The 24,005-nt window shown below is 46.1% G+C and carries 20 protein-coding genes and 1 pseudogene; all 21 read right to left on the bottom strand.

Annotated features, from left to right (window positions below):
• Positions 1 to 398: 398 nt before the first annotated feature.
• Positions 399 to 665 (bottom strand): annotated as a pseudogene (locus VP472_RS08485) (tyrosine-type recombinase/integrase); the annotation flags it as partial.
• Positions 666 to 754: 89 nt separating this feature from the next.
• On the bottom strand, positions 755 to 2,632 hold the full coding sequence (gene mutL, locus VP472_RS08480) for a DNA mismatch repair endonuclease MutL (RefSeq protein ID WP_070081846.1): 1,878 nt from the start codon (positions 2,630 to 2,632) through the stop codon (positions 755 to 757).
• A gap of 15 nt (positions 2,633 to 2,647) precedes the next feature.
• Complete coding sequence (mutS, locus tag VP472_RS08475) at positions 2,648 to 5,233, bottom strand: DNA mismatch repair protein MutS (protein ID WP_146277468.1); 2,586 nt, start codon at positions 5,231 to 5,233, stop codon at positions 2,648 to 2,650.
• A gap of 118 nt (positions 5,234 to 5,351) precedes the next feature.
• A complete protein-coding gene (cotE, locus tag VP472_RS08470) occupies positions 5,352 to 5,897 on the bottom strand; it encodes an outer spore coat protein CotE (protein ID WP_003154111.1) in 546 nt (181 codons plus the stop codon).
• Between the two features lie 253 nt (positions 5,898 to 6,150).
• Positions 6,151 to 6,582, bottom strand: coding sequence for a regulatory iron-sulfur-containing complex subunit RicA (locus tag VP472_RS08465; protein ID WP_003154113.1), 432 nt, complete (start codon positions 6,580 to 6,582; stop codon positions 6,151 to 6,153).
• Positions 6,583 to 6,584: 2 nt separating this feature from the next.
• Positions 6,585 to 8,114: a tRNA (N6-isopentenyl adenosine(37)-C2)-methylthiotransferase MiaB gene (gene miaB, locus VP472_RS08460; RefSeq protein ID WP_003154116.1), complete on the bottom strand. Its 1,530-nt coding sequence runs from the start codon at positions 8,112 to 8,114 to the stop codon at positions 6,585 to 6,587.
• 142 nt (positions 8,115 to 8,256) lie between these two features.
• Positions 8,257 to 9,435, bottom strand: a complete 1,179-nt coding sequence (locus VP472_RS08455; RefSeq protein ID WP_146276798.1) for a glycine C-acetyltransferase — start codon at positions 9,433 to 9,435, stop codon at positions 8,257 to 8,259.
• Between the two features lie 12 nt (positions 9,436 to 9,447).
• Positions 9,448 to 10,494: an L-threonine 3-dehydrogenase gene (gene tdh, locus VP472_RS08450; protein WP_043867101.1), complete on the bottom strand. Its 1,047-nt coding sequence runs from the start codon at positions 10,492 to 10,494 to the stop codon at positions 9,448 to 9,450.
• Positions 10,495 to 10,751: 257 nt separating this feature from the next.
• Positions 10,752 to 11,012: a stage V sporulation protein SpoVS gene (spoVS, locus tag VP472_RS08445; protein ID WP_003154135.1), complete on the bottom strand. Its 261-nt coding sequence runs from the start codon at positions 11,010 to 11,012 to the stop codon at positions 10,752 to 10,754.
• Positions 11,013 to 11,211: 199 nt separating this feature from the next.
• Positions 11,212 to 12,006 carry a TIGR00282 family metallophosphoesterase gene (locus tag VP472_RS08440; protein WP_003154137.1) on the bottom strand — a complete coding sequence of 265 codons (795 nt, stop codon included), beginning with the start codon at positions 12,004 to 12,006 and terminating at the stop codon, positions 11,212 to 11,214.
• A 60-nt stretch (positions 12,007 to 12,066) separates the two neighbouring features.
• Positions 12,067 to 13,626 (bottom strand): ribonuclease Y, encoded by a 1,560-nt coding sequence (rny, locus tag VP472_RS08435; RefSeq protein WP_003154140.1) that lies wholly within the window; start codon positions 13,624 to 13,626, stop codon positions 12,067 to 12,069.
• A 292-nt stretch (positions 13,627 to 13,918) separates the two neighbouring features.
• Positions 13,919 to 15,100, bottom strand: a complete 1,182-nt coding sequence (locus VP472_RS08430; RefSeq protein WP_077722212.1) for a serine hydrolase domain-containing protein — start codon at positions 15,098 to 15,100, stop codon at positions 13,919 to 13,921.
• Positions 15,101 to 15,267: 167 nt separating this feature from the next.
• Positions 15,268 to 16,311, bottom strand: a complete 1,044-nt coding sequence (gene recA / locus VP472_RS08425; RefSeq protein ID WP_003154145.1) for a recombinase RecA — start codon at positions 16,309 to 16,311, stop codon at positions 15,268 to 15,270.
• A 170-nt stretch (positions 16,312 to 16,481) separates the two neighbouring features.
• Positions 16,482 to 17,732, bottom strand: a complete 1,251-nt coding sequence (locus VP472_RS08420) for a competence/damage-inducible protein A (protein ID WP_077722211.1) — start codon at positions 17,730 to 17,732, stop codon at positions 16,482 to 16,484.
• A gap of 17 nt (positions 17,733 to 17,749) precedes the next feature.
• Positions 17,750 to 18,331 carry a CDP-diacylglycerol--glycerol-3-phosphate 3-phosphatidyltransferase gene (gene pgsA, locus VP472_RS08415; protein WP_003154147.1) on the bottom strand — a complete coding sequence of 194 codons (582 nt, stop codon included), beginning with the start codon at positions 18,329 to 18,331 and terminating at the stop codon, positions 17,750 to 17,752.
• A gap of 73 nt (positions 18,332 to 18,404) precedes the next feature.
• The gene (locus tag VP472_RS08410; RefSeq protein ID WP_070081839.1) at positions 18,405 to 19,304 is read right to left on the bottom strand and encodes a helix-turn-helix domain-containing protein; all 900 of its coding nucleotides are present in this window, start codon (positions 19,302 to 19,304) and stop codon (positions 18,405 to 18,407) included.
• Positions 19,305 to 19,322: 18 nt separating this feature from the next.
• A complete protein-coding gene (locus VP472_RS08405; RefSeq protein WP_003154149.1) occupies positions 19,323 to 20,114 on the bottom strand; it encodes a DUF3388 domain-containing protein in 792 nt (263 codons plus the stop codon).
• Positions 20,115 to 20,241: 127 nt separating this feature from the next.
• Positions 20,242 to 20,499, bottom strand: coding sequence for a DUF3243 domain-containing protein (locus tag VP472_RS08400; RefSeq protein WP_003154150.1), 258 nt, complete (start codon positions 20,497 to 20,499; stop codon positions 20,242 to 20,244).
• 75 nt (positions 20,500 to 20,574) lie between these two features.
• Positions 20,575 to 21,303 carry an elongation factor P 5-aminopentanone reductase gene (ymfI, locus tag VP472_RS08395; protein ID WP_146276796.1) on the bottom strand — a complete coding sequence of 243 codons (729 nt, stop codon included), beginning with the start codon at positions 21,301 to 21,303 and terminating at the stop codon, positions 20,575 to 20,577.
• 58 nt (positions 21,304 to 21,361) lie between these two features.
• A complete protein-coding gene (yfmH, locus tag VP472_RS08390) occupies positions 21,362 to 22,648 on the bottom strand; it encodes an EF-P 5-aminopentanol modification-associated protein YfmH (RefSeq protein WP_070081837.1) in 1,287 nt (428 codons plus the stop codon).
• Complete coding sequence (gene yfmF / locus VP472_RS08385; RefSeq protein WP_094246928.1) at positions 22,645 to 23,925, bottom strand: EF-P 5-aminopentanol modification-associated protein YfmF; 1,281 nt, start codon at positions 23,923 to 23,925, stop codon at positions 22,645 to 22,647. Before yfmF ends, yfmH begins: the two co-directional genes overlap by 4 nt.
• Positions 23,926 to 24,005 lie beyond the last annotated feature (80 nt).

Here is a 24,005-nt window from a genome sequence, read left to right as displayed (position 1 = left end):
CAAAATGGTGTGCCGTTATCGTGCCAACTTTCTGCCAAAATCTTTTTAGTACATTCCTTTTTGCTCTGCTGCAGTCATCCCGCTCACCCCTTCATTACTTGGTATCGTTCTATCAAACCATGCCTTTCTCTTCTAACGCTGAACCTGTTGCGCCTCTATTCATGCCGCTCACCTTCTGTAACACAATAATATCACGAAAAACGCCCAAATTTTCCATTTATCCACAAAATCCACGGATTACCCATATGTTATAGACTGTGCAACTGCCGAGTTCCGTCAGCCCTTGCCACCCTTGTTTTCAAGCGATATCCCTAAAATGAATTCCACGTTTGCTTTTTGAAGGGAATCAATAAAAATATGCAGAAAAAAGACTCATCTAGTTTATGAGATGAGCCTGTTTATATCTTGAATTTCTTCATGGCGTTGTTCATGGCATCCTGATTGATTCCAATGTATCGAAGGGTTGTCCGCTGGTCCGAGTGATTGAAAATCGCCTGCAGCATGGCAACATCTTTTGTTTGCTTGTAAAATGGTACCCGAATGTTTTCCTCAGCGTGTGTGCCTATATTGTCCAAACCGACATACTCAGCGGCAGCCCTTAGAATCTTATAAGCCATCGACCGGGAAATGGGCTTGTTGATCCCTTCGCGGCTTTTGAAAAGATATACAGCATTAACGTTTTGATAAATACCTAAACAGCTAAAATCAGTGGGCAAAATGTGGGCACGAGGGGTGCATCCCACCCAGAACCCTGCTACATCACACGCTTAAACATCTTCTCCATCTCATACGTACTGTGGTGGATAATGATCGGCCGGCCGTGCGGGCATGTGAACGGGTCTGTCGTTCGGCGCAGGTCGTCCAAGAGCGCTTTGATTTCGTCGTTTCGCAAATGGCGGTTCGCTTTGATTGAGCCTTTGCAGCTCATCATAATGGCCGCTTCCTCCCGCAGTTTTTTAATATCGATCTGTTTGGCATCAAGCACCTGCTGAATGATTTCTTCAATCAGTTCAGCTTCTTCCCCTTTTGGAAACCAGGCAGGATGGCAGCGGACGATGTAGCTGTTCGTGCCGAATGCTTCTAAAAATACTCCGACGCTTTCAAGCTCATGCTGATGCTGGTCAATGATCAGCGCTTCATTTGCCGCGTAATGAAAGGTGAGCGGCACGATCATATCCTGCACTTCAGGCTCGACCTGCCCGACTTTCTCCCGGAAATATTCGTATTTAATCCGTTCTTGTGCCGCATGCTGGTCAATGATATACAAGCCGTTTTCGTTTTGGGCTAAAATATATGTCCCGTGCATTTGGCCGATCGGATACATCACCGGAACTCTTTCTTCCCGTATTTCTTCAGAGTCAGCCTCCACTTCAGGCTCCGGAATATCGGAAACAGGCGCTTCCGTTACCGGCATGCCGATCTTCGGCGGCACTCCGTGACCTGCTTCATCCGGCAGGGACTCTTCTTCTATGACCGGCTCAGGCTCTTTTACGACCGAACTCAGCTTCATCGGTGAGTAAGACGGCTCAGGCGTTTTTTCAGGAAGTTTCCGCTCAGGCGCGCTTTCCTCGAATGTCATAAATTGCTGTTCGTTTTTGGCTGGTGCCGGCGCTGATTTTTTCGGTAGCTGGGCGCTCGGAATAAGCCGTTGCTTTTGAAACACTTCCTTTATCCCGTCACGGATCAGCTCATGCAGCTCCGTCTCTTTGCTGAGGCGGACTTCAAGCTTCGACGGATGGACATTGACATCGACCAAAATCGGGTCCATCGTAATTTCGATAAACGTAATCGGATGGCGGCCGATCGGGAGAAGTGTGTGATAGCCCTCATGCACCGCTTTTACAAGCGGGAAATTCTTAATGTATCTTCCGTTAATGACAGATGACATGTAGTTTCTGGATGCACGCGTGATTTCCGGAAGCGCAATGTAGCCCTTGACTTCAAAATCAAGCGAGCTGACATGGAGCGGTATCATTTTTTTCGCAACCGCCGTCCCGTAAATTGCGGCCAGCACATGGCGCACGTCCCCGTTACCGTTTGTCTGCAGCAGATTTTTCCCCTGATGGCGGAGACGGATGGATACTTCCGGATGCGCAAGAGCAATCCGGTTGACGACATCCGTAATATTGCCGAGCTCCGTATGCACGGTTTTCATATATTTCAATCTGGCCGGTGTATTGAAAAACAGGTTGGTAACGATAATCTCCGTTCCTTTTCTGCTGGAGGATTTCTGTTCAGAAATGATATTCCCGCCCTGAAGAATGAGATGGGTTCCCGCTCCCTCGCCGATGCTCGTTTTGATTTCCAGATGAGAAACAGACGCGATACTTGGCAAAGCTTCTCCGCGGAAACCGAGTGTTCTCACCCGGAACAGGTCGTTTTCATCTTTGATTTTGCTGGTCGCGTGGCGGCGGAAAGCCCGCTTGCAATCATCGGTTTCCATACCTTCGCCGTTATCGAGCACCCGAATCGACGAAAGCCCCGCTTCCTCTATGTCGATTTCAATGACTGTGCTGTTTGCGTCGATGGCGTTTTCCACCAATTCTTTAACGACTGAGGCAGGCCGTTCGACCACCTCACCGGCCGCTATTTTATTTGAGAGTTCATCTGACAGCTGGATGACTTTTGCCAAGTCCGTCACCTCTTTCTATTTTAATTTTTTTTGCAGCTTGTACATTTCATTCATCGCCTCAAGCGGCGTCATATCGAGAATATTGATTGACTTAAAAGCTTCAAGCACTTGTTTTTCTTTATTAGAAACAGCCGGTGTCTTCTGTTCTTTTTCACCGTCAGCAAAAAAGGACAGCTGTGCCGGTTCTTCTTTGACGGCGGGCTTTTTCTCAGGTGCCTCCGGAAGCTCCGGTTTATCTCCCGTCTGCTCAAGCTGTTTCAAAATCTCCTGCGCGCGGCTGATCAGATCGTCCGGGAGCTCCGCAAGCTGGGCGACATGAATGCCGTAACTTTTATCTGCGGCTCCTTCTTTGATTTGATGGAGAAACACGACCGTTCCGTTATATTCCTCTGCGCGCACATGAACGTTTTTCAGCTGAGGAAGCTTATCTTCTAGCACCGTCAGCTCATGATAATGCGTGCTGAACAGTGTTTTAGCGCCGATATGATCATGAACATATTCAATAATCGCCTGTGCCAGCGCCATTCCGTCGTACGTTGATGTCCCGCGGCCGATTTCATCAAACAGGATCAGGCTGTCTTTTGTGGCGTTCACAATCGCGTTTTTCGCTTCCAGCATTTCCACCATAAAGGTGCTTTGTCCGGAAATCAAATCATCCGCCGCCCCGATTCTCGTGAAGATTTGATCAAAAATCGGCAGAACTGCTTCTTTTGCGGGCACAAAACAGCCGATCTGAGCCATGATCGATAGAAGTGCGATCTGTCTCATGTACGTGCTTTTACCTGACATATTCGGACCCGTAATCAGGAGTATTTCCCGCGAATCGCCCATCAGGCAGTTGTTCGGCACGTATTCTTGACTGTCCATCACCTTTTCGACGACGGGGTGTCTCCCTTCAATGACTTTTACTTCATTATCAGAAAAGACGGGCTTTGTGTAATGCCTGTTTTCACTGATCGTAGCAAAGCATTGCAGCGCATCCAGCTCACTCATTTGTTTGGCAAGACGCTGCAGACGCGGAATAAATTGTTTCACCTTTTCACGCAGTCCGGCAAAAAGCTCATATTCCAGCTCGCAGATGTTGTTTTCCGCTTCTAAAATAAGCGCTTCTTTTTCCTTCAATTCCGGCGTAATGTACCGTTCGGCGTTTGTGAGGGTCTGCTTCCGCTCATACCGCCCGTCCTCAAGCAGATGAAGGTTTGCTTTTGTGACTTCAATATAATAGCCGAACACTTTATTGAAACCGACCTTTAATGAACGGATGCCCGTATAAGCGCGTTCCTGCTGCTCCAGTCTGGCAATCCAGTCTTTACCGTTTTTGCTGGCGTCACGGTACTCATCGAGCTTCTGATGATAGCCGTCTTTAATTAAGTTGCCTTCTTTTAACGATAACGGCGGATTTTCATGGAGAGCTTCTTCTAACAGGTCAAGCAAATCTCCGCACGGATCAATCAAGCCGGCGCGTTCTTTTGCTTTTTTATGGTTAAGAGACCCTACAAGCTCTTTAATGCTCGGCACTTGTTTTAAAGATTCTTTCAGCTGGATTAAATCCCTTGCGTTGACGTTTCCGAATGCGACCCGGCCCGCCAGACGTTCTAAATCGTATACTTCCTTCAGGCGCTCGCGCAGATCTTCACGCTCAAACAGATGATTGATCAGCGTCTCGACCATTTCCTGGCGTTCTTCGATTTGGGATGCCCTGATCAGCGGGCGGTCAATCCATTGTTTGAGAAGCCGGCCGCCCATTGCTGTTTTCGTCTCGTCTAAAAGCCAAAGCAATGACCCTTTTTTGCTTTTCGAACGGATCGTTTCCGTCAGCTCAAGATTCCGTTTTGAATACAGGTCAATTTTCATCGCTTCTTCCAATTCATATACTTGAACCGGCTGCAGATGATCCAGGCTCCGTTTTTGCGTTTTCTGCAAATACGTATATAAACGCATAAACGTCTCTGTCAGCTCTTCGCCCGGCAAGTGCTTTGCGATTTCAATGCGTTCTGTTATTTCCCCGTCTTCGATGGAAATCGTTGCGCTGCACCGTTCTTTCAGCTGAGCAGCTGTATGTTCGTTAAACTTGCTTGATACGACAATTTCCTTTGCGCCGACTGAGTAAATTTCTGACATGACATCTTCAATCCGCTCAATAAATACGGCCAGGTTTTCTCCGGTCGTTAAGTCCGATAAAGCGAGACCGTATCCGTTACGAAATTCGGAAACGGAAGCGATAAAGTTGTTTTCCGACTCATGGATTCCTTTTCCATCCATCACGGTTCCCGGGGTGATCAGCTGGACGACTTCTCTTTTTACAACGCCTTTAGCCGCCTTCGGATCTTCCGTCTGCTCACAGATCGCCACTTTATAGCCCTTTTTAATCAGCTGTTCAATATAAGCCGCCGCGGAATGATACGGCACGCCGCACATCGGAATTTTATCAGCCGAACCTCCGTCTCTGCTTGTCAGTGTAATTTCAAGCTCTTGCGACGCTTTTTTTGCATCTTCAAAAAACATTTCATAAAAGTCACCAAGCCGAAAAAATAAAAAGGCATCTTGGTGCTCTGCCTTTATCTTCAAGTATTGCTGTATCATAGGCGTGTAACTAGCCATCATTTAATCCCTCACTATGTATCTTCTCTTATCCGAATCCCATTATAACATAAACAAAAGAGTGATATCTTTATATATAAAAAAGAGACTTGGGGTGTTAAACTCCCCTAGCCTCAACTTATTCTTCAGGATCTCCGACTAAAAATTCAGGGTTAATGTCCTCTAATTCTTCATCAAGATCGTCTTCCCAATCATCATCATCGTCTTCTTCCCAGTCAGGATTGACTTCGACGACGACTTTCGTTTCACCGACCACTTCTGCTAAAAATTCTCTCTCTGCCTGAACCACGATTTTATTTCCGTTAGGAGAAATGGTGACTTCAAGACAATTCGGCTGCTGCAGCACTTTGGCAATGACTTCGTGTTCGTCATCTAAGTAATTTGTGTCTCTGTATCTGAGTTTAATCACATCGACATACTTTACTCTCTCGGTTACAACTTCCGTTTTTGTATTATCGGCGTAAGAGTACCAGACGTTTATATCATAATACCCTTCAATTTCTACAGTCTTCCCGATCTTTTCGGCATCGTACTTGTGGTTGATAATCCAGCCGCCCAATATACTTGACGGTTTTTCTCCAGGCGAGATCGTGTTGGTGCATTGGGTGAATTTTCTTCCTTTCGCAACTACCGCTTTCGTAATAATTTCCCTGTATTCAGACATTCCGGCAGGCCTCCTTGTTCTTCTTCGTGTTATCTTATGCTGGGCATTTGTCTCATGTGCATTTTTATAATAAAAATATAAAAATACAAAGTTTCTGTTTCATTGTATGCAGCCCTGCCCAGAAACTTTACTTTTAAGTATGATAAAACTTTCCAGTAAAAATAGGACAAAACGTTGAGACAATGAAAATTTAGTACATATTACAATTAGTTCTCAAACAGCAAAAAAACACGGGCCGATGAAGGCCCCGTGTTTAAATAGAACAGCTGTTATTCGAATGTTTTACTTTTGAACCGGTTTCTCCCGTCAGCAGGTTGCCTCCGGTAGATGTAATGATTTCGTTTGTCACCTGATTTGAGATCGTATGTGCGACAAGCTGAAGAAGGTCATTGACCTCAATCTGGGAATCTCTGAATTCCTGAATGATCGGAATCCCTTCAAGCTCTTCCTGCAGGGCGTCAATTTTACTTTCCACTTGTTTCAGCGCTTCAAGCTTTTCGTAGTGCTTCAGGTTAACGGCTTGCTTTTGCAGGGTTTTAATCTGATTAATAATCGCAGAGACTTTTTCATTTTCGTTAATCTGCGCCTCAGCGCGTTTGAAAAAATCAACTTCTTCTGTTTCAGAAATCATTTTCGCAAGGTTCCTAGCCTGCTGTACAATGTCTTTCTTTGAGTAAAGCGTCATTATTATTTCACCTCGATTGCTTCTCCTGCCATCACACCGTCAAGCGACCATGTTTTCGCCTGTTCGATTTTGACGCGTACAATCTTGCCGATGGCGTCTTTCGGCCCTTTGAAGTTGACGAGCTTGCTTTTTTCCGTATAGCCGGCAAGAATGTCAGGGTTATTTTTGCTTTCTCCCTCAACTAATACTTCGACAGTCCTGCCTTCATATTCCTTCATTTTTTTGGCTGAAATTTCTTTCACCAAATCATTGAGGCGCTGAAGACGTTCTTTCTTGACCCTCATCGGAACATTGTCTTTCATCTTCGCTGCCGGCGTGCCTTCACGAGGAGAGTAAATAAACGTATATGCGCTGTCAAATTCCACTTCGCGATATAACGAAAGCGTTTCTTCAAATTGTTCATCCGTTTCATTCGGAAAACCGACAATAATATCGGTCGTCAGTGAAGCGTTCGGCATCGCCGCTTTAATTTTTCCGACAAGCTCCAGATAGCGTTCTCGGTCATATTTACGGGCCATCATTTTTAACATCGCTGAGCTTCCTGATTGAACCGGAAGATGGATATGGTCTAAAAGGTTGCCGCCTTTGGCGAGCACTTCGATCAGATGATCATCAAAGTCACGCGGATGACTCGTCGTGAACCGGATTCTCGGAATATCAATTTTACGCAGTTCGTCCATTAAATCACCGAGACCGTACGTCATATCCTCAAAATCTTTTCCGTACGCATTCACGTTTTGACCGAGCAGCGTGATTTCTTTATAGCCTTCGCTTGCAAGTCTTCTGACTTCCTGGATAATTTCCTCAGGACGGCGGCTTCGTTCTTTTCCGCGGGTATACGGTACGATGCAGTATGTGCAGAACTTGTCGCAGCCGTACATAATGTTGACCCAGCCTTTAATTTTTCCGTTGCGGACTTTCGGAAGGTTCTCAATGACATCCCCTTCCTTCGACCACACTTCAATGACCATCTCTTTTGATAAATATGCCTCTGATAACAGTTCCGGCAGACGGTGAATGTTGTGTGTGCCGAAAATCATATCGACAAACGGGTGCTTCTTAAGGATGCGGTTTACGACTGATTCTTCCTGTGACATGCAGCCGCAGACGCCGAGAATCAAGTCCGGGTTGTTTTTTTTAAGCGCCTTTAAATGGCCGAGCTCTCCGAACACTTTGTTTTCAGCGTTTTCCCGGATGGCGCAAGTGTTTAATAAAATAACGTTCGCGTCATCAACCGAATTTGTCGCTTCATAACCGAGCGCCATAAAAATACCCGCCATGACTTCCGTATCATGCTCGTTCATTTGGCATCCGTACGTGCGGATATAAAATTTCCTGCCTTCACCGAGGCCTTTAAATTCTTCAGAGATTTTAAAATCGTTATGATATTGAACGGATTCTTTGCCCCGTTTTTTCGCATCTTTTAAAGAAGGCGGAATATATACGGCTTCAAAATACTTGCTGTAATCCTTTTCGGATTTTTTGTCCGCCGGATTCACTTGTCCGCTTTCCTGCTTTTGCTTTTCATTCATGTTCGAATGTCTCCTTTCAACCGAAACTTCCACCCTCAAGTATACTGGTTAAAAGCGTTTGGCACAACCGCCAGCCTATTATTGTACACCTTATTGAGAATAAGAATCAATAAGAAATAAAAAAGAGGGAATCATTTCCCCCTTACACAAGCTGAAGCTCTTTTGCGGCTGAACGGATTACTTCCAGGGCCCGGTCAAGCTCCTCTTTTGTATGCTCCGCCGTAATAATGGTGCGGATTCTCGCTTTTCCTTGGGCGACCGTCGGGTACACGATGCTTTGCGCAAACACGCCGCGGGTCAATAAAAGGTCTGATAAAGCCTGGGCTTTTTCTTCCTCCCCTATTAATATCGGCACGATCGGTGTTTCGCTTTTTGTGAGGGTCAGCCCCATTTGAACCAGTTTGTCTTTGAAATACGCCGTGTTCTCCCATAGCTTTTCCATATGCTCCGGCTCTTCCAGCAGGACGTCAATGGCTTCTATGCATGCGGCCGTTACCGCAGGCGGATGAGAAGTGCTGAATAAGAAGGGGCGCCCTTTATGGCGCAGGTAATCGATCAGAACCTGCGACCCTGCGGCGTAACCGCCAAGCACTCCGATGGCTTTGCTTAATGTGCCCACTTGTATGTGGACTCTTCCGTCAAGCCCGAAGTGATTAACCGTTCCCCTTCCGTTTTTTCCGAGTACGCCGGAAGCATGCGCGTCGTCGACCATCACAAAGGCATCGTACGCCTCTGCAAGTTTGACGATGTCAGGCAAAGGAGCGATGTTGCCGTCCATTGAGAATACGCCGTCGGTGACGATCAGGCGCATGCGGTAATTCATTGATTTTTTCAGCACCCTTTCCAAATCGTCCATATCAACATGGCGGTACACCTTTTTATCTGCTTTTGTCAGCCTGATTCCGTCAATAATGGAAGCATGGTTCAGTTCGTCAGAGATCACGATATCTTCTTTTGTAAGAATGCTTGATAAGACGCCCTGATTCGTTGTGAACCCCGATTGAAAAACAAGTGCCGCTTCTGTTTTTTTAAAGTTTGCCAATTTTTTCTCCAGCTCATTGTGCATTGTGAATGTTCCGGCGATTGTACGGACGGACCCCGTACCCGCTCCGAATTCTTCCGCGGCGCGTTTGGCCGCTTCGACAAGTCTCGGATGCGACGTCAAACCGAGATAATTGTTCGATGAAAGCTGTATCACGTTTTCCCCTTTGACTTCCACCGACGGACCCTGCTTCGTTTCAATTTGTTTCATTTGCTGCCACGTTTTATTTGCTTTCATTTTATCAAGCTCTGCTTTTAGAAATTCAAATTCTTTCATTATAGAACCCTCCCCTTATGGAATCAAAATGACTTTGCCGCACTGTCCCTTTCTCATCAGGTCAAACCCTTTTTCAAAGTCTTCAAGCGGAAACTGATGCGTGATCACCGGCGTCAGATCAACAAGGCCGGATTCAAGCAGGTGCGATACCTGCCGCCATGTTTCAAACATTTTTCTGCCTGTGATGCCTTGGACGGTAAGTCCTTTAAACACCACGTCATTTGTCAGGTCAACCGTCACCGGACGTTCCGGCAGACTCAGCATGTGGAACCTTCCCCCGTTGGCCGCCATCTTTAATCCTTGTGTTATGGCTGCCGGGTGGCCTGACATTTCGCAGACAAGGTCGATCCCTTCTCCGCCTGTTAAGGTGTCGATCACCTCAAGCGGATCTTCCTCGTCAGCTGAAATGGTGATCGCAGCTCCCAATTTCTTCGCAAGAGCCAGCCTGTAATCATTTTTATCAATGGCCGCAATACGGGATGCACCGGCCGCTTTAGCCACCGCCACCGCCATCAGCCCGATCGGTCCGCAGCCGATAATTGCAGCGGAACCGCCCGCAAGCCGGCTGCTTTCCAGCACCGTATGCACCGCGTTGCCAAGCGGCTCCTGAACAGAGGCGACGGCGGGGTCCATATCAGCGGGGTTTTTCCAAACATTTCGGGCCGGCACTTTGACATATTCAGCGAAGGAGCCGGCTGTATCTACGCCGAGTATCTTTGTATGGGTGCACACATGATGTTTTCCTGTTAAACACGGGACACAAGTACCGCAGACGAAGTGGGTTTCAGCCGAAACGTAGTCACCTATTTTGACATTTGTGACGTGCTTGCCTGTTTCCGCTACGATACCGCTGAATTCATGTCCGAATACTTGAGGTGTTTTGATTCGTTTCTGCGCCCATTGATCCCAATTATAAATATGCACATCTGTCCCGCATATAGATGCGGCCTGTACTTTAATGAGAACTTCATTCTCATTAATGGAAGGTATGGGAATTTCTTTCAGTGTTGCTCCGAAAGCGTTTTCATTTTTGACGATAGCTTTCATCTTTCCTCCCAACATGTACACTCCTCCTCGAAAAAACACTGTAATAACTGGATTGTAACATGAGTTAAAAAGGAGGTAAATACCAGTGTCCACTCCAAGAAAACAACTGCTTCCGTCCGGAAAAATGGGCGGGATTTTTTTTGAATATTATATGAATAAAGCCATTTATCATCTCTTCGTACTATTAATATAATATTGTGAGAAAATATGACAGCAATAAAAACAACCTGCTCGCCTTACGCAAGCAGGTTGAGAATGTCATGTTTTTGTTTTTAACGGGGTTCGACGATTAACTTAATCGCCGTTCTTTCTTCTCCGTCAATCTGTATATCTGTAAAAGCCGGAATACAAATCAAATCTACGCCGCTTGGCGCGACAAAGCCTCTGGCAATCGCAACCGCTTTAACAGCCTGGTTTAAGGCACCCGCCCCAATTGCTTGAATTTCGGCGGCTCCGCGTTCCCTCAATACGCCGGCAAGCGCGCCTGCTACTGAATTTGGACTTGATTTTGCTGAAACTTTTAAGATTTCCATTTCTGCTCCCCCTTAGTTTTACAATGGATAAGTGAGTGTTCATTAGAACAATCATTATTAGATGTTGCTATCCAAAAAGCCATCCCCACAATGCTTTTCAAAAATAGCGGGCTACCTTCCATTTCTACTATATTCACTAAGAAGTTGCTATATTCCTGCTTTTCCTTTTAATATTTTTATAAAATAAACACATGATCACCTATTCAAAGAACATATGGTCATCATTGATTAATATCCGTTCGATATTTACGGCCTTTTTCGTTTGATCGTCGATGTCAATGAGCACTCCGCTCAGCGTAGTTTTACCTTCCGCCACCGTAAACCGGACGGGAAGATTGGTTTTAAACCGCTTGATGACCGTTTCTCTGTCCATACCGAGAATTCCGTCGTACGGACCCGTCATGCCTACATCAGTAATATATGCCGTTCCTTTCGGCAAAATGCGGTTATCTGCCGTTTGCACGTGTGTATGGGTGCCTACCACGGCAGAGGCTCTTCCGTCTGTGTACCAGCCGATCGCAATTTTTTCGCTTGTCGCTTCGGCGTGAAAATCAATAAAAATGTACGGCGTGCGCTTTTTCGCTTCTTCTATTAATTCATCCGCTTTAGCAAACGGATCATCAAGCGGCGGAAGAAACGTCCGTCCCTGTAAATTAATGACGGCAAGCTCTTTTCCGTTCGATTTAATATAAGTAATGCCTTTGCCCGGCGTACCTTCCGGGAAATTCGCCGGCCGGACAAGATGCGGCACATCATCAATAAAGTCGAAGATCTCTCTTTTATCCCACGTATGGTTTCCCATTGTAATGGCATCTGCTCCCGCTTCCATAAGGCTGTGGTAGATCTTTTCCGTCAGTCCTTTTCCGTGTGCTGCATTTTCTCCGTTAATAATTGTAAAATGCGGTTTATGTTTCGCTTTCAGTTTCGGGACATATTCTTTTACCATGTCGCGGCCCGGGGAACCGACAACATCTCCGATAAATAAAATTCTCATACATTCCATTCCTTCCTTTTCAGGGACTCAAAAAAATAAAGTGATGCGCTAAGCATCACTTTATTTTGCATACTCTACGGCTCGAGTTTCTCTGATCACGGTCACTTTAATGTGTCCCGGATAATCAAGCTCGTCCTCAATTCGTTTACGGATATCACGCGCCAAACGATGGGCTTCTAAATCATTAATGGAGTCCGGTTTCACCATGATGCGAACTTCACGGCCGGCCTGAATCGCAAATGATTTTTCAACACCTTCGTAAGACTCGGAGATTTCTTCAAGCTTTTCAAGTCTGCGGATATAGTTTTCGAGCGTTTCACTTCTCGCGCCCGGTCTTGCGGCTGACAGTGCATCAGCGGCAGCGACCAGAACGGCGATAATGGAAGTCGGCTCTTCGTCTCCGTGGTGTGACGCAATACTGTTAATGACGACTGGATGCTCTTTATATTTGGTCGCAAGCTCCACTCCGATTTCCACGTGGCTTCCTTCCACTTCATGGTCAATTGCTTTACCGATGTCATGCAGAAGACCGGCCCGCTTGGCAAGCTTTGCATCTTCTCCAAGCTCGGAAGCCATTAAACCGGCTAAAAACGCAACTTCCATAGAATGTTTCAGTACGTTCTGCCCGTAGCTTGTACGGAATTTCAACCGGCCGAGGATCTTGATCAGATCCGGGTGGAGTCCGTGAACGCCGACTTCAAACGTCGTCTGCTCACCCATTTCCCGGATATAGTCATCAACCTCACGGCGGGATTTTTCAACCATTTCTTCAATGCGCGCCGGATGAATACGGCCATCCTGAACGAGTTTATCAAGAGCGATTCTTGCCGTCTCCCGTCTGATCGGATCAAATCCGGAAAGAATGACTGCTTCAGGTGTGTCATCAATAATCAGGTCGATACCTGTAAGCGTTTCAAGCGTACGAATGTTACGCCCTTCACGGCCGATGATACGTCCTTTCATCTCATCATTCGGAAGATTGACGACCGATACCGTCGTTTCGGCAACATGATCTGCTGCACAGCGCTGCAAAGCAAGCGACAGAATGTTTTTCGCCTTTTTATCTGCCTCTTCTTTCGCACGGTTTTCGGTTTCTTTTGTCATGATGGCGATGTCATGTGAAAGCTCATTTTCAACCCGGTCAAGAATGATTTGTTTCGCTTCATCCCGTGTCAGGCTCGAAATGCGTTCGAGTTCTGACTGCTGCATACGAATCATCTCATCCACTTTGCTTTCCATCTCTTCAATATGTTGTTGTCGTTCATTCAGAGAATGATCTTTCTTCTCCAACATCGCTTCCCGTTTATCAATTCCTTCGTGTTTACGGTCAAGATTTTCTTCTTTTTGAAGTAAACGGTTTTCTTGTTTTTGAAGCTCATTTCGTCTTTCACGAACTTCCTGTTCAGCATCTATTCGAAGTGTATGGATTTCGTCCTTTGCTTCAAGCAGAGCTTCTTTTTTCAGTGCTTCAGCATCACGCTTTGCATCTTCAAGGATTTGCTCGGCAGCACCGCGTGCGCCCGCAATCTTTGCTTCGGCAATGGTTTTACGAACATAGTAGCCAACAACTAAACCGAGCAGAGTCAGCAAAATGGAGATGAGAACCGTCATTGGGGTCATACTTTCACCTCCTCTTGCTATGAACTTGGTTTTTGCTTAAATAAGTGCCGGCATGTACATTGTCTGATTTTCTCAACATACAGAACCTTCACAGGGAATGAGTCTCTCATGCCCTTGTCAAGTTTAAATGGTTTAACAATCATGTTAAAAAAACAAATGTTACAACTTCATTGTAATTGTGTCGGAAATACTTGTCAAGCTTGCCAGCTTAACGATTCGCCTTCAGCTCGGATCGTCGCCCATGTATATATCATACCATACCTTCCTCCGCTTTTCGTGAATGACGGCTCTGTCAGTCCGCCTGGTTAAGCAATTGGTAAATTCTATTGTTTACCTGTCCTAATTTGGCGTTATTCTGAATGTTTGACAGTAATATGACATATTTGCTTGCCGAATGGCTGAAGCTGTTCAAAATGTTGTAACCGGGCATAACACCGTGATTGGAATAGCTTCCCGGATCAATGTAAAACCCCATCCCGTAAGCGGCACTGCTTCCTGCTGTAAACATTTTTGTGAAGCTTTCTTTTGAAAGGAGCGTGCCGTTTACGATCGCTTTATCAAATTTATAGAGATCTTCAGCGCTCATATACATGTCGCCCGCCCCGTACAGCTGCGATAAATCCAAAAGGTGCGGCGTTACAAGACTGCCGCTCTCATCGACTTTGTAGCCGACGGCAGGATATTTGGCTTCAGCAAATGTTTTGTAAAATCCGGCATGCTTCATTCCGGCCGGTTTGAACACGTGTTCTTTTATATATTGTTCATAAGACTCCCCGCTGACCTGAGATACGATATAAGCAAGCACTGAATAGTTGGAATCCCTGTAATCCCAAACCCCGGGCTGCCGTTTAATTCCGCGGTATTCTATATCCTTGATTAAATCAATTGGAGAAATCGGTCCCCGACCCTCAATATGCCCGTTTATGCCGGACGTATGATTGAGCAGGTTTTTCAATGTAATGCGCGTGCCGTTAGGAAAATTCGGCAAGTATGTACTGACGGGGTCACTCGTCTGCAGCAGCCCTTTTTCTTCAAGCTGCAGGACAGCCGTCGCGATTAACGCTTTTTGTGAAGAACCGATATAATATGATGTCTCCGGATTGTTTTTAATTTTTTGTTTTCGGTCCGCATAGCCAAAGCCTTTTTTCAGCACAACTTTTCCATCTTTTACGATCATTGCTGTGCCGCTGAACCCGATCTGTTGCAAGTAATTGCTGATCTGTTTATTGCGATCGATTGATTTAGGTGTTTTCTCTTTTTGCGTCTTTTCTTTTTTCTGTTGAGTCTGGTCTTTTGAAGTATCAGATTGAGCGGCGGGAGCATTTTTAACGGATTCCTTCTCCCGATGATGCGCTGTGACGGTCCAGATCATAATAAAAACAGTGACAAGCAGCAGAAAAAGAAACAGCCCTCCCGTTTTCATCAGCTTCTTCTTTCTTTTTTTATTTATTCTTGTGCGGCGGGGGCTCGTCATCTTTTTTCCTCCTCAGATATAATTTCAACTTTCGCCATGATGTTAGACGAGTGAAGGGTGAAAAAAGTTGTAACATTCCAGATAAAATTTTCCGAAACAGCCAGTGTTTTTTGAAACACACAAAAAAAAGAGCGGAAATTGCTTACTCCGCTCTTTTGATCGTGTTTTTATTCTTCTAATTCCATCTCTTCCTGAACTTCTTCCGCTTTGTCCGTTACACCGTTATTGTCTAAACCGTAATATTCACGGATTTGTTCCTGAATCATCAGCATGATGTCTTTATTTTCTTTTAAGAACTGCTTGGCGTTTTCACGGCCCTGACCGAGGCGTTCTTCTTCATAAGAATACCACGAACCGCTTTTTTGCACGATATCCAGTTCAGTTCCAAGGTCGATGATTTCCCCTTCTTTGGAGATTCCTTCACCGTACATAATGTCCACTTCAGCCGTACGGAACGGAGGAGCGACTTTGTTTTTTACGACTTTAATTCTCGTTTTATTCCCCATCACGTCGTTGCCCTGCTTTAATTGCTCGGCACGGCGCACTTCAAGACGCACGGAAGAATAGAATTTCAGCGCGCGGCCGCCCGGTGTCGTCTCCGGATTTCCGAACATAACGCCGACTTTTTCACGAATCTGGTTAATAAAGATTGCGATTGTTTTAGATTTATTGATGGCGCCGGAAAGCTTACGGAGCGCCTGAGACATAAGACGCGCCTGTAAACCGACGTGTGAATCACCCATGTCACCTTCAATTTCAGCTTTTGGAACAAGCGCCGCAACAGAGTCAACGACTACGATATCAACAGCTCCGCTTCGCACCAGCGCTTCAGCAATCTCAAGCGCCTGCTCTCCCGTATCCGGCTGAGAAAGCAGAAGCTCTTCGATATTGACACCGAGCTTTTGCGCGTAAACAGGATCAAGAGCATGCTCAGCATCAATAAATGCGGCCTGTCCGCCTTTTTCCTGAACCTCAGCGATTGCGTGAAGCGCTACAGTCGTTTTACCTGAACTTTCAGGTCCGTATACTTCAATAATCCGTCCGCGCGGGTATCCGCCTATTCCGAGAGCGGTATCAAGTGCAAGGGAGCCGCTTGGCACCGTTGAAATTCTTGTATCCGTTTTTTCTCCGAGCTTCATGATGGAACCTTTGCCGAATTGTTTTTCTATTTGCTTAAGAGCCATATCTAAGGCTGCCTGACGATCACTCATTTATTTTTTCCTCCTTTATCTTGCCACTACATATACTATACCTTGTTTACTGGCATTTGCCAAGAAAAAAGCGAACGCATATTCGGATTTTTTCCGCGTTCGCTTTTCTGCAAAAGAGCATAATTTCCCTTATAAAACTTAAAAATCAGAGAAAACGGCTCTTTAAAACTTTATTTTTGATCCAGCATTTTTAAAATGAGATGGCAGCCGTATTTAGCGGCGCGCTTTCTGATTCCGGTTCTTGAGCCGGCAAAGTGAAATTCGTGCACCTCTTCTTTTCCTTCCGCCGAAATGCCGATAAAGACGCGGCCCGGCGCATGCCCTTCCTGCGGATCGGGGCCCGCAACTCCGGTAAAGCTGATGCCGATATCGCTTCCGGTCAGCTTTCTCACACCGGCTGCAAGCTCTTTCGCACACTCTTTGCTGACCGCTCCGCTTTCTGCGAGCGTCTCAGCTTTCACGCCGAGCACATGCTGTTTCACGCTGTCGGAATAGCAGACAACGCCCCCTGCAAATAGTTGAGACGCACCGCTTAAATCAGTCACCCACTCTGAAAACAGGCCGCCTGTAAAGCTTTCGGCAGAAGAAATCGTGATTTTGTTTTGTCTGCATGCTTTTGAAAGCTCCTTCACCAGGGACGTATCATCATATCCGTAGAAAAATTCACCGACACGTTCTAAAATGGCGGCTTCCGTTTCTTTTAAAAGCCGTTCTGTTTCTTTTTCGTCAGCATGTTTCGCCGTTAAACGCAGCGTGACCTCGCCGTCAGCAGCAAGCGGCGCAATCGTCGGATTCGTCTGCGCGTCAATGATATCTTCTAAATCAGCTTCAAGCTGGGATTCACCGATTCCGAAAAACCGCAGCACGGTTGAAACGATTTTCTCATTAGAACCAAGCTTTTTAAGAAGCAGCGGTTTCGCTTCATTTTCAAACATCGGACGCAGCTCGCTCGGCGGTCCGGGAAGCAGCATATAAAGCCTTGAGCCGTGCTCTGCAAGCATTCCCGGCGCCATGCCGAAATGATTCGCCAAAACGTCCGAGCCCTCAATGACGAGCGCCTGTTTGCGGTTATTCGGCGACATGGTCCGTTTTGTTTTCACGAAATATTCTTCGATCGACCGGAATGCTTCGTCATTCAGAACGAGCGGGCGCCCCAGTGTGTTTGCAATGGTTTCTTTCGTTAAATCGTCCTTGGTCGGTCCGAGGCCGCCTGAAAAAATAATCAGATCTGAGCGCTCTTCGGCAATGCGGATGACTTGCTTAAGCCGCTCCGGATTGTCACCGACAGCGGTATGGTAAAACACGTTTACACCGATTTCCGCCAGCTCTTTACTGATAAACTGCGCGTTCGTATTGGCGATCTGGCCGAGCAGAAGCTCCGAGCCGACCGCAATGATTTCTGCTTTTTTTGCTATTTCCATCTTTAAGTCCTTCTTCCTTAGTTAGATGTTTTTAACGCATCCCAGTTCTTCGCAAAATAATCCCAGCCGGAAATGACTGTGAAGAGCACGGCCACCCATAAAGCGATATCGCCGAACGGGAAAGAAACGAGCTCAAACGGAAGATTATGCAGCAAAAGCGCGGCAACAGCGATGATCTGGGCCCATGTTTTAATTTTCCCCAGCATATTGGCGGCTACAACTTCCCCCGTTCCCGCCAGCACAAGTCTTAATCCCGTTACGGCAAATTCGCGGCTGATGATGATGATGACCATCCACGCCGGCGCAAGGTCAAATTGCACAAGCGTAATTAATGCCGCGGACACCAGCAGTTTGTCAGCCAGCGGATCTAAAAATTTCCCGAAGTTTGTCACGAGGTTCAGTTTTCTGGCGTAGTAGCCATCCACCCAGTCAGTCGTTGATGCGATAATGAATAAAACAGCTCCCGTAAGATGCGCGACCGGAATCGATTCATCCCCTATATGAACGCTGCCCCAATGAAAAGGAACAAGCATGATAATCATAAATACAGGAATTAAAGCGATTCTTGCCAGTGTGATTTTATTCGGTAAGTTAAACATAAAGCCCCTCCAATAATATGTACTCGGACGTGAAGAAAAAGTCATCTTAATCGTTCAGATGACTTTTCCCCTTTTATTTTTTCATCTTGATTGTGATGGTCTGCGCCATCACATCATGCGGATTGAGTTCATAGGACAGAACCTCTCCGTTGATTTTAATTTTCAGGTTAGGGGCATAGCCCGTGCGGATTTCAATCTGCTTTTGATCCGTGACGTCTTTTTTAAAGGTTTCGCCTTTTTGCAGCGTTCCTTCTTTTAAAGAACCGCCGCTGTCATCACGGACGCGGATCCATGCGCTGTCAGAAGCAATCAGTTCAAGCTTATACTTATCTGCCCCGGAGACGTTGTATGAAGAAGCCGAGCCTTCCGTTCCGGCCGCTTTGATCTCCGTCTTATCACTGCTTTTTTCTTTCTTTTTCTGCTCTGACGCTTTTGTGTCCTTTTTGTCTTTTTTGCTGTCAGATTGCGCTTCGTCGTTTGTATTGCCGTCGTTTTTCAGCGCAGAATCCTTAGGAATCTCATACTTGCTCTCACTTTGGGTGACGGCCTTATCTCCGTCTGTCTGCCCGGATTTGCTCATTCCGAACTGAATAATCGCATAAATGATCGCGATGACGAGAATGACACCGATGACGACAAGGACGGTCGGAAGCCATTCCGCCGCCTTTGAAGCGGACTTAGGAAGCTCCCTTTGCATGGCGAGACCGGAGATTTTTTCCGACACATCGTCATGGTACGTGTTAGGGATGTCTTTTTTATATTCTTCAAATAACTGATCTGAATCAAGCCCGACAGCTTCAGCGTACTGCTTGATAAACGCCCGCACATAAAAATTGCCGGGAATGACGTCATAATTGCCTTCTTCCAGAGCGGTTAAGTATCTTTTCTGAATTTTCGTCGCCGCCTGGAGTTCATCCAATGACATCCCTTTTTCCTCTCTGGCTTCTTTAAGCCGGATTGCTAATTCTGTCACAACAAACACCTTCCAATATTAAAAATCAAAGCTTGAAAAACCGGTCTGATCAAACATTTGCGGTTCTTCTGCATGTTCATATGTAATGACTTCGTCAGGATCATTTCTGAGTTCGATAATATAATCGAAATCATCGAGCGTATACTCCGAATTTTGAACAAAAATATCGGGGTGCTCCACGACCTTTGTCGCCGGAAGCCGCATAATTTCACTGACGAGCTGAAGATGGCGCTCAGATCCCCGTCTTGTCGAAACGATGCCGTCGAGGATAAACACGTTTTCCGTGCTGTATTCATCGGCAACCAGCTGGCTCCGGATCGTTTGTTTTAGCAGCGTTGATGATACGAAAAGCCATCTTTTGCTGGCACAAACGCTTGACGCAACGATGGACTCCGTTTTTCCGACCCTCGGCATTCCTCGGATTCCGATCAGTTTGTGCCCTTCTTTTTTAAACAGCTCGGCCATAAAGTCAACCAGAAGACCGAGCTCGTCCCTTTCAAAACGGAAGGTTTTTTTGTCATCGGCATCACGCTGAATGTATCTTCCGTGGCGGACTGCGAGACGGTCGCGAAGCCTCGGTTCTCTCAGCTTCGTTACTTTAATGGTCTCCATTGTTTTTAAAATTGATTCCAATCGTTTAATTTGATCTATATGCCGGCATCTGAGCAGCATTCCCCTTCTGGAAAGGTCGACACCGTTAATTGTGACAATATTAATTGACAGCATCCCGAGAAGAGATGAAATATCCCCGAGCAGGCCGGGGCGGTTCACTTGAATTTCATATTCAAAATACCATTCGAGCTTTGCCAAATGATATACCCCCTCCATTGTGGCAAATTTTTACCTTCCTTTATCATAAAACATTTTTCTCTAATTAGAAAGAAGAATGTTGCTCTATAGAGGAAAACATAAAAAAAGAGAGGAGAAATCCCCCCTCTTAATGAGTGCTGTTATTTTCAACAAGCTTCACCATCATATTTGCGATGGCGCGCTGTTCATCTTCAGAAGCAACGCTCCAAAGATCAGCAAGCACTTTTTCCTGATGGTTTTTCGAGTCGACTTCGTTCGCAAGGTAACCGCCGATTTCTGTAGCGAGGTCAGTGATTGTTTCATCACTCATCCCTTTTTCCTGCGCATAGTTCAATCTGTCGCCAAGGAAATTCTTCCAATTATCCCAGTTTTCTAATACTGACATGTTGGGTTCCTCCATTTCATCTGTTGTTACAAAATTATTTTGTCCGTGCAGATGCAAACTATACACACATTTTTTTCAGCAGTGCCAGCCGCCGTTTACGGATAATATATGCCCCGTAATATAGGAAGCCTTGTCCGATAATAAAAAGGCCGCCGCTTCGGCGATTTCCTCCGGCTTCGCCAGCCGGCCCGCGGGAATTTCCTCTGCCAACGCTTCTTTTTCATCAGACGTGAACTGATCAAGCATATTTGTATCAACGGCACCCGGCGAGACTGCATTCACGCGGACGCCGCTCGGAGCGAGCTCTTTGGCAAGCGCTTTGACGAACGAATGCTGCGCTCCTTTGACCATGCTGTATAATACCTCGCACGATGCGCCTGTTTCTCCCCAGACGGAACCGATCGCGACGATGCCCCCGCTTTTTTTCCGGATCATGCCGGGCACCAGATTACGCGCCAAAAGAAACGGACTCGCCACATGCAGCTGCACCATCTCCCGCGCCGTGTCATCCGTAACGTCCGTAATCAGGCCGAAATGACTTTTGCCGCTGTTTAATATCAGAGCATCCACAGGCTGCTTAACGGAACGGCTGAGTGTCTCCGCGCCATCCGGTGAGGACAGATCCGCCTGTATAACGGAGGCTTTTACGCCGAATGATGCGCTCAGCCTTTCCGCAAGCCTGTGTGCGGCTTCCTTATGAGAATGATAATGCAAAAGGACGTCATATCCGTTTTTTGCGAGGACTTCACTTATACTTTGTCCGATTCCGCCGCTTGCTCCGGTTACGAGCGCTGTCTGTTTCATCAATCAATACTCCTTCTTTCCCCAGAAAAACATCCCTCAGGGCGTGAGGGATGTTTTGTTATGATTTTGGCACGACTTTGCAGACTGTCAGCCTGTCTTCTGATATTTCTTCTTTAATGACCCGCTTTACGTCTTCCAGGGTGATCTGCTCCAGTACGGTTACGACATCAAACAGACTCATATCTAAAAAGGCGTAGCGTGTGAATTGGTTGGCGATATATTCAGGTGAATTGAGCGCTTTTAAAAATGACCCGATTTTCTTTTTTCTCGCAAGGTCAAGTTTTTCCGCAGTCACGGCTGATTCTGCATCAAGCAGCATCTGTTTTAATTCGTCAGCGAGCTTATCCGGCTCCGGTGTATCTCCTCCGACAGAGGCAAAACCGAATCCGTATTCAGCCGTGTAATCAAAGCTGAAGGTTTCATCAATGTAGCCTTTATCGTACAAGTTGCCGTAATGCGGTGAGCTTTTTCCGAAGAGACATTCAAGCATGAGGTTCATGCTGAGCTCGTGCTTCAACAGCTCCCGCCCCGTTTTATAAGGGTCTTTCGCCTTTAAACCGACAAGACATTTTGAGCCTTGCACGTTCATTTTTAATTCCTGCTCCCGGCGGAAAACCGCTTCCTGCTCCTGAACCTCTTTACGTTTGATTTCAGGCTGGTCTGTAAACGGCTTTTTCTCCTGGTTTTTCCGCACCTGGCTGATGACCGCTTCAGGATCTGCGGGACCGACGATAAAGAGCAGCATATTGCTCGGGTGATAAAACGTTTCGTAGCACTCATACAGCAGATCTTTCGTAATATGAGAGATGCTCTCCACCGTTCCGGCAATGTCAATTTTCACGGGGTGGTCTTTATACATATTTTCGATAAGGCCGAAAAACAGCCGCCAATCCGGATTATCATCATACATATTGATTTCCTGGCCGATGATGCCTTTTTCTTTTTCAACTGATTTTTCCGTGAAATACGGGTCCTGAACAAAATCCACGAGTGTTTCCAGGTTTTTCTCTACATTAGAAGTGCTGGAGAACAGATAAGCGGTTCGTGTAAATGATGTAAAGGCATTTGCCGACGCCCCCTGCTTACTGAAGTCCTGAAACACGTCGCCGTCCGCTTTTTCAAACAGTTTATGCTCCAGAAAATGCGCGATTCCGTCAGGGACGTGTACCATTTCTTCCTTATTTAAAGGAACGAATTGATTGTCAATGGAACCGTACTTTGTCGTAAACACGGCGTATGTTTTATTAAAACCCTGTTTCGGCAGCACATAGACATCAAGGCCGTTTGCCATTTTTTCATGATACAGCGTTTCCTGAAGCTGTTCGAAGTTTATCGGTTTAGTCAAGATGCTCCCCCCGTCCCTTTTAAGAAATAAGTCGTATCCAGCTTAATGTTCTTTCCGACATTGATAATGTCCTCTTTTGTCACTTTCTCGATATTGTCGAGGAAAGTTTCGATCGGTATTTCCACTTGGGCTGAAGCCTGCTGATACAGAAATTCCGATAAGCCGTATGCCGTATCAATCGTTTCTAACACTTGGTTTTTAATAACGGCTTTCGTTTGGGCGATATCGTCCTCTGAAAAGTCACCGTTTTGCATAGCCTGAAATTGTTCTTCGATTATGGTGACGGCCTGCTTATAATTTTTCACCTCAATGCCCGACATGACCATCAAAAGCCCTTTGAAGCTTTCCACCCTTGAGGCTGCATAATAGGCGAGGCTCGCTTTTTCACGGACATTTATAAACAGCTTTGAATGAGAGAACCCCCCGAACAGCCCGTTAAACACCTGCAATGCCGGATAATCCGGATCTGTGTATGTCGTATTGGTCCGGAATCCGATATTCAGCTTGCCCTGCTTGACGTCCTCTTCATCAATGACTTCCTTCGGATCGGGCTGTTCATTCGCCGCGCTTCTTTCAAAAGGCTGCAGCTCCCGTTCTTCCGTTTTAAAATACGTATCAACGGCCGTTTTCACCTGATCTGAATCAACATCGCCGATGACGTATAGGTCCAGCTGATCTTCGCGTATGGCTTTTTGATAGGCTTCATACAAATCTTGCGGTGTAATGTGTTCAACATCATCGAACTCGCCGTTGACGTGAAGGGCATACGGTTCGCTTTTGCACATTTCCTGAACGAGACGCAGATTAGAATATCTCATCTTATCATCATATACGGCTTGAATCCGCTGTTTCAGCGTCCGTTTTTCCTGCGTGACATAAAGGGGCAGGAAGGCGCCGTTTTCCAAAGCGGGCGAAAAGACAAGCTCTGATAAAAGCTGAAGGCCTTTTTCCAATAACGGTGTGCGGTCCTTCAGATACTTTTCATTAGGAATCTCAAGTCTGAACGTAATGACATGACGTTCTCCCTTTTTTGTCAGATCAGCTGAAACGGATGTGCCGTACAGCTCATCAAAATAAGAACGCAGATCAGCGGTTTTCGGGCGGCTTTCTGTTCCGCGCAGAAGCACATGCGGGAACAGCGCCCTTTTTGTTACAAGCTCTTTCGTTAAAGGAGCCAGCATTTTAAACGTCAGCGAAACGGTTTTAAATTTCTCAGTCTTTACGATATGGGCGGTGATCCCGCCGTGCTTTGACTTCATTTCATTTACATAAGTCATGTGAAACCTCCTTCGTTCATTCTTTAATAGTATGTATTATGACCAAATTTCAGCATTCGCAAAAAAGAGTGCGCAGATGT

Source organism: Bacillus sp. MT(2024), from assembly GCF_036362845.1.
Taxonomy (GTDB): Bacteria; Bacillota; Bacilli; order Bacillales; family Bacillaceae; genus Bacillus; species Bacillus velezensis.
Note: the sequence above shows the minus strand (reverse complement) of the source record. Positions and strands in the feature narration are given on the sequence as shown.

Bases quoted from the DNA above. Each gene is read 5' to 3' on its own strand.
- mutS (WP_146277468.1), bottom strand. From the start codon at position 5,233: ATGGCTAGTTACACGCCTATGATACAGCAATACTTGAAGATAAAGGCA.
- cotE (WP_003154111.1), bottom strand. From the start codon at position 5,897: ATGTCTGAATACAGGGAAATTATTACGAAAGCGGTAGTTGCGAAAGGA.
- VP472_RS08465 (WP_003154113.1), bottom strand. From the start codon at position 6,582: ATGACGCTTTACTCAAAGAAAGACATTGTACAGCAGGCTAGGAACCTT.
- miaB (WP_003154116.1), bottom strand. From the start codon at position 8,114: ATGAATGAAAAGCAAAAGCAGGAAAGCGGACAAGTGAATCCGGCGGAC.
- tdh (WP_043867101.1), bottom strand. From the start codon at position 10,494: ATGTTGGGAGGAAAGATGAAAGCTATCGTCAAAAATGAAAACGCTTTC.
- spoVS (WP_003154135.1), bottom strand. From the start codon at position 11,012: ATGGAAATCTTAAAAGTTTCAGCAAAATCAAGTCCAAATTCAGTAGCA.
- VP472_RS08440 (WP_003154137.1), bottom strand. From the start codon at position 12,006: ATGAGAATTTTATTTATCGGAGATGTTGTCGGTTCCCCGGGCCGCGAC.
- rny (WP_003154140.1), bottom strand. From the start codon at position 13,626: ATGACCCCAATGACGGTTCTCATCTCCATTTTGCTGACTCTGCTCGGT.
- VP472_RS08430 (WP_077722212.1), bottom strand. From the start codon at position 15,100: ATGACGAGCCCCCGCCGCACAAGAATAAATAAAAAAAGAAAGAAGAAG.
- recA (WP_003154145.1), bottom strand. From the start codon at position 16,311: ATGAGTGATCGTCAGGCAGCCTTAGATATGGCTCTTAAGCAAATAGAA.
- VP472_RS08420 (WP_077722211.1), bottom strand. From the start codon at position 17,732: ATGGAAATAGCAAAAAAAGCAGAAATCATTGCGGTCGGCTCGGAGCTT.
- pgsA (WP_003154147.1), bottom strand. From the start codon at position 18,331: ATGTTTAACTTACCGAATAAAATCACACTGGCAAGAATCGCTTTAATT.
- VP472_RS08400 (WP_003154150.1), bottom strand. From the start codon at position 20,499: ATGTCAGTATTAGAAAACTGGGATAATTGGAAGAATTTCCTTGGCGAC.
- ymfI (WP_146276796.1), bottom strand. From the start codon at position 21,303: ATGAAACAGACAGCGCTCGTAACCGGAGCAAGCGGCGGAATCGGACAA.
- yfmF (WP_094246928.1), bottom strand. From the start codon at position 23,925: ATGACTTATGTAAATGAAATGAAGTCAAAGCACGGCGGGATCACCGCC.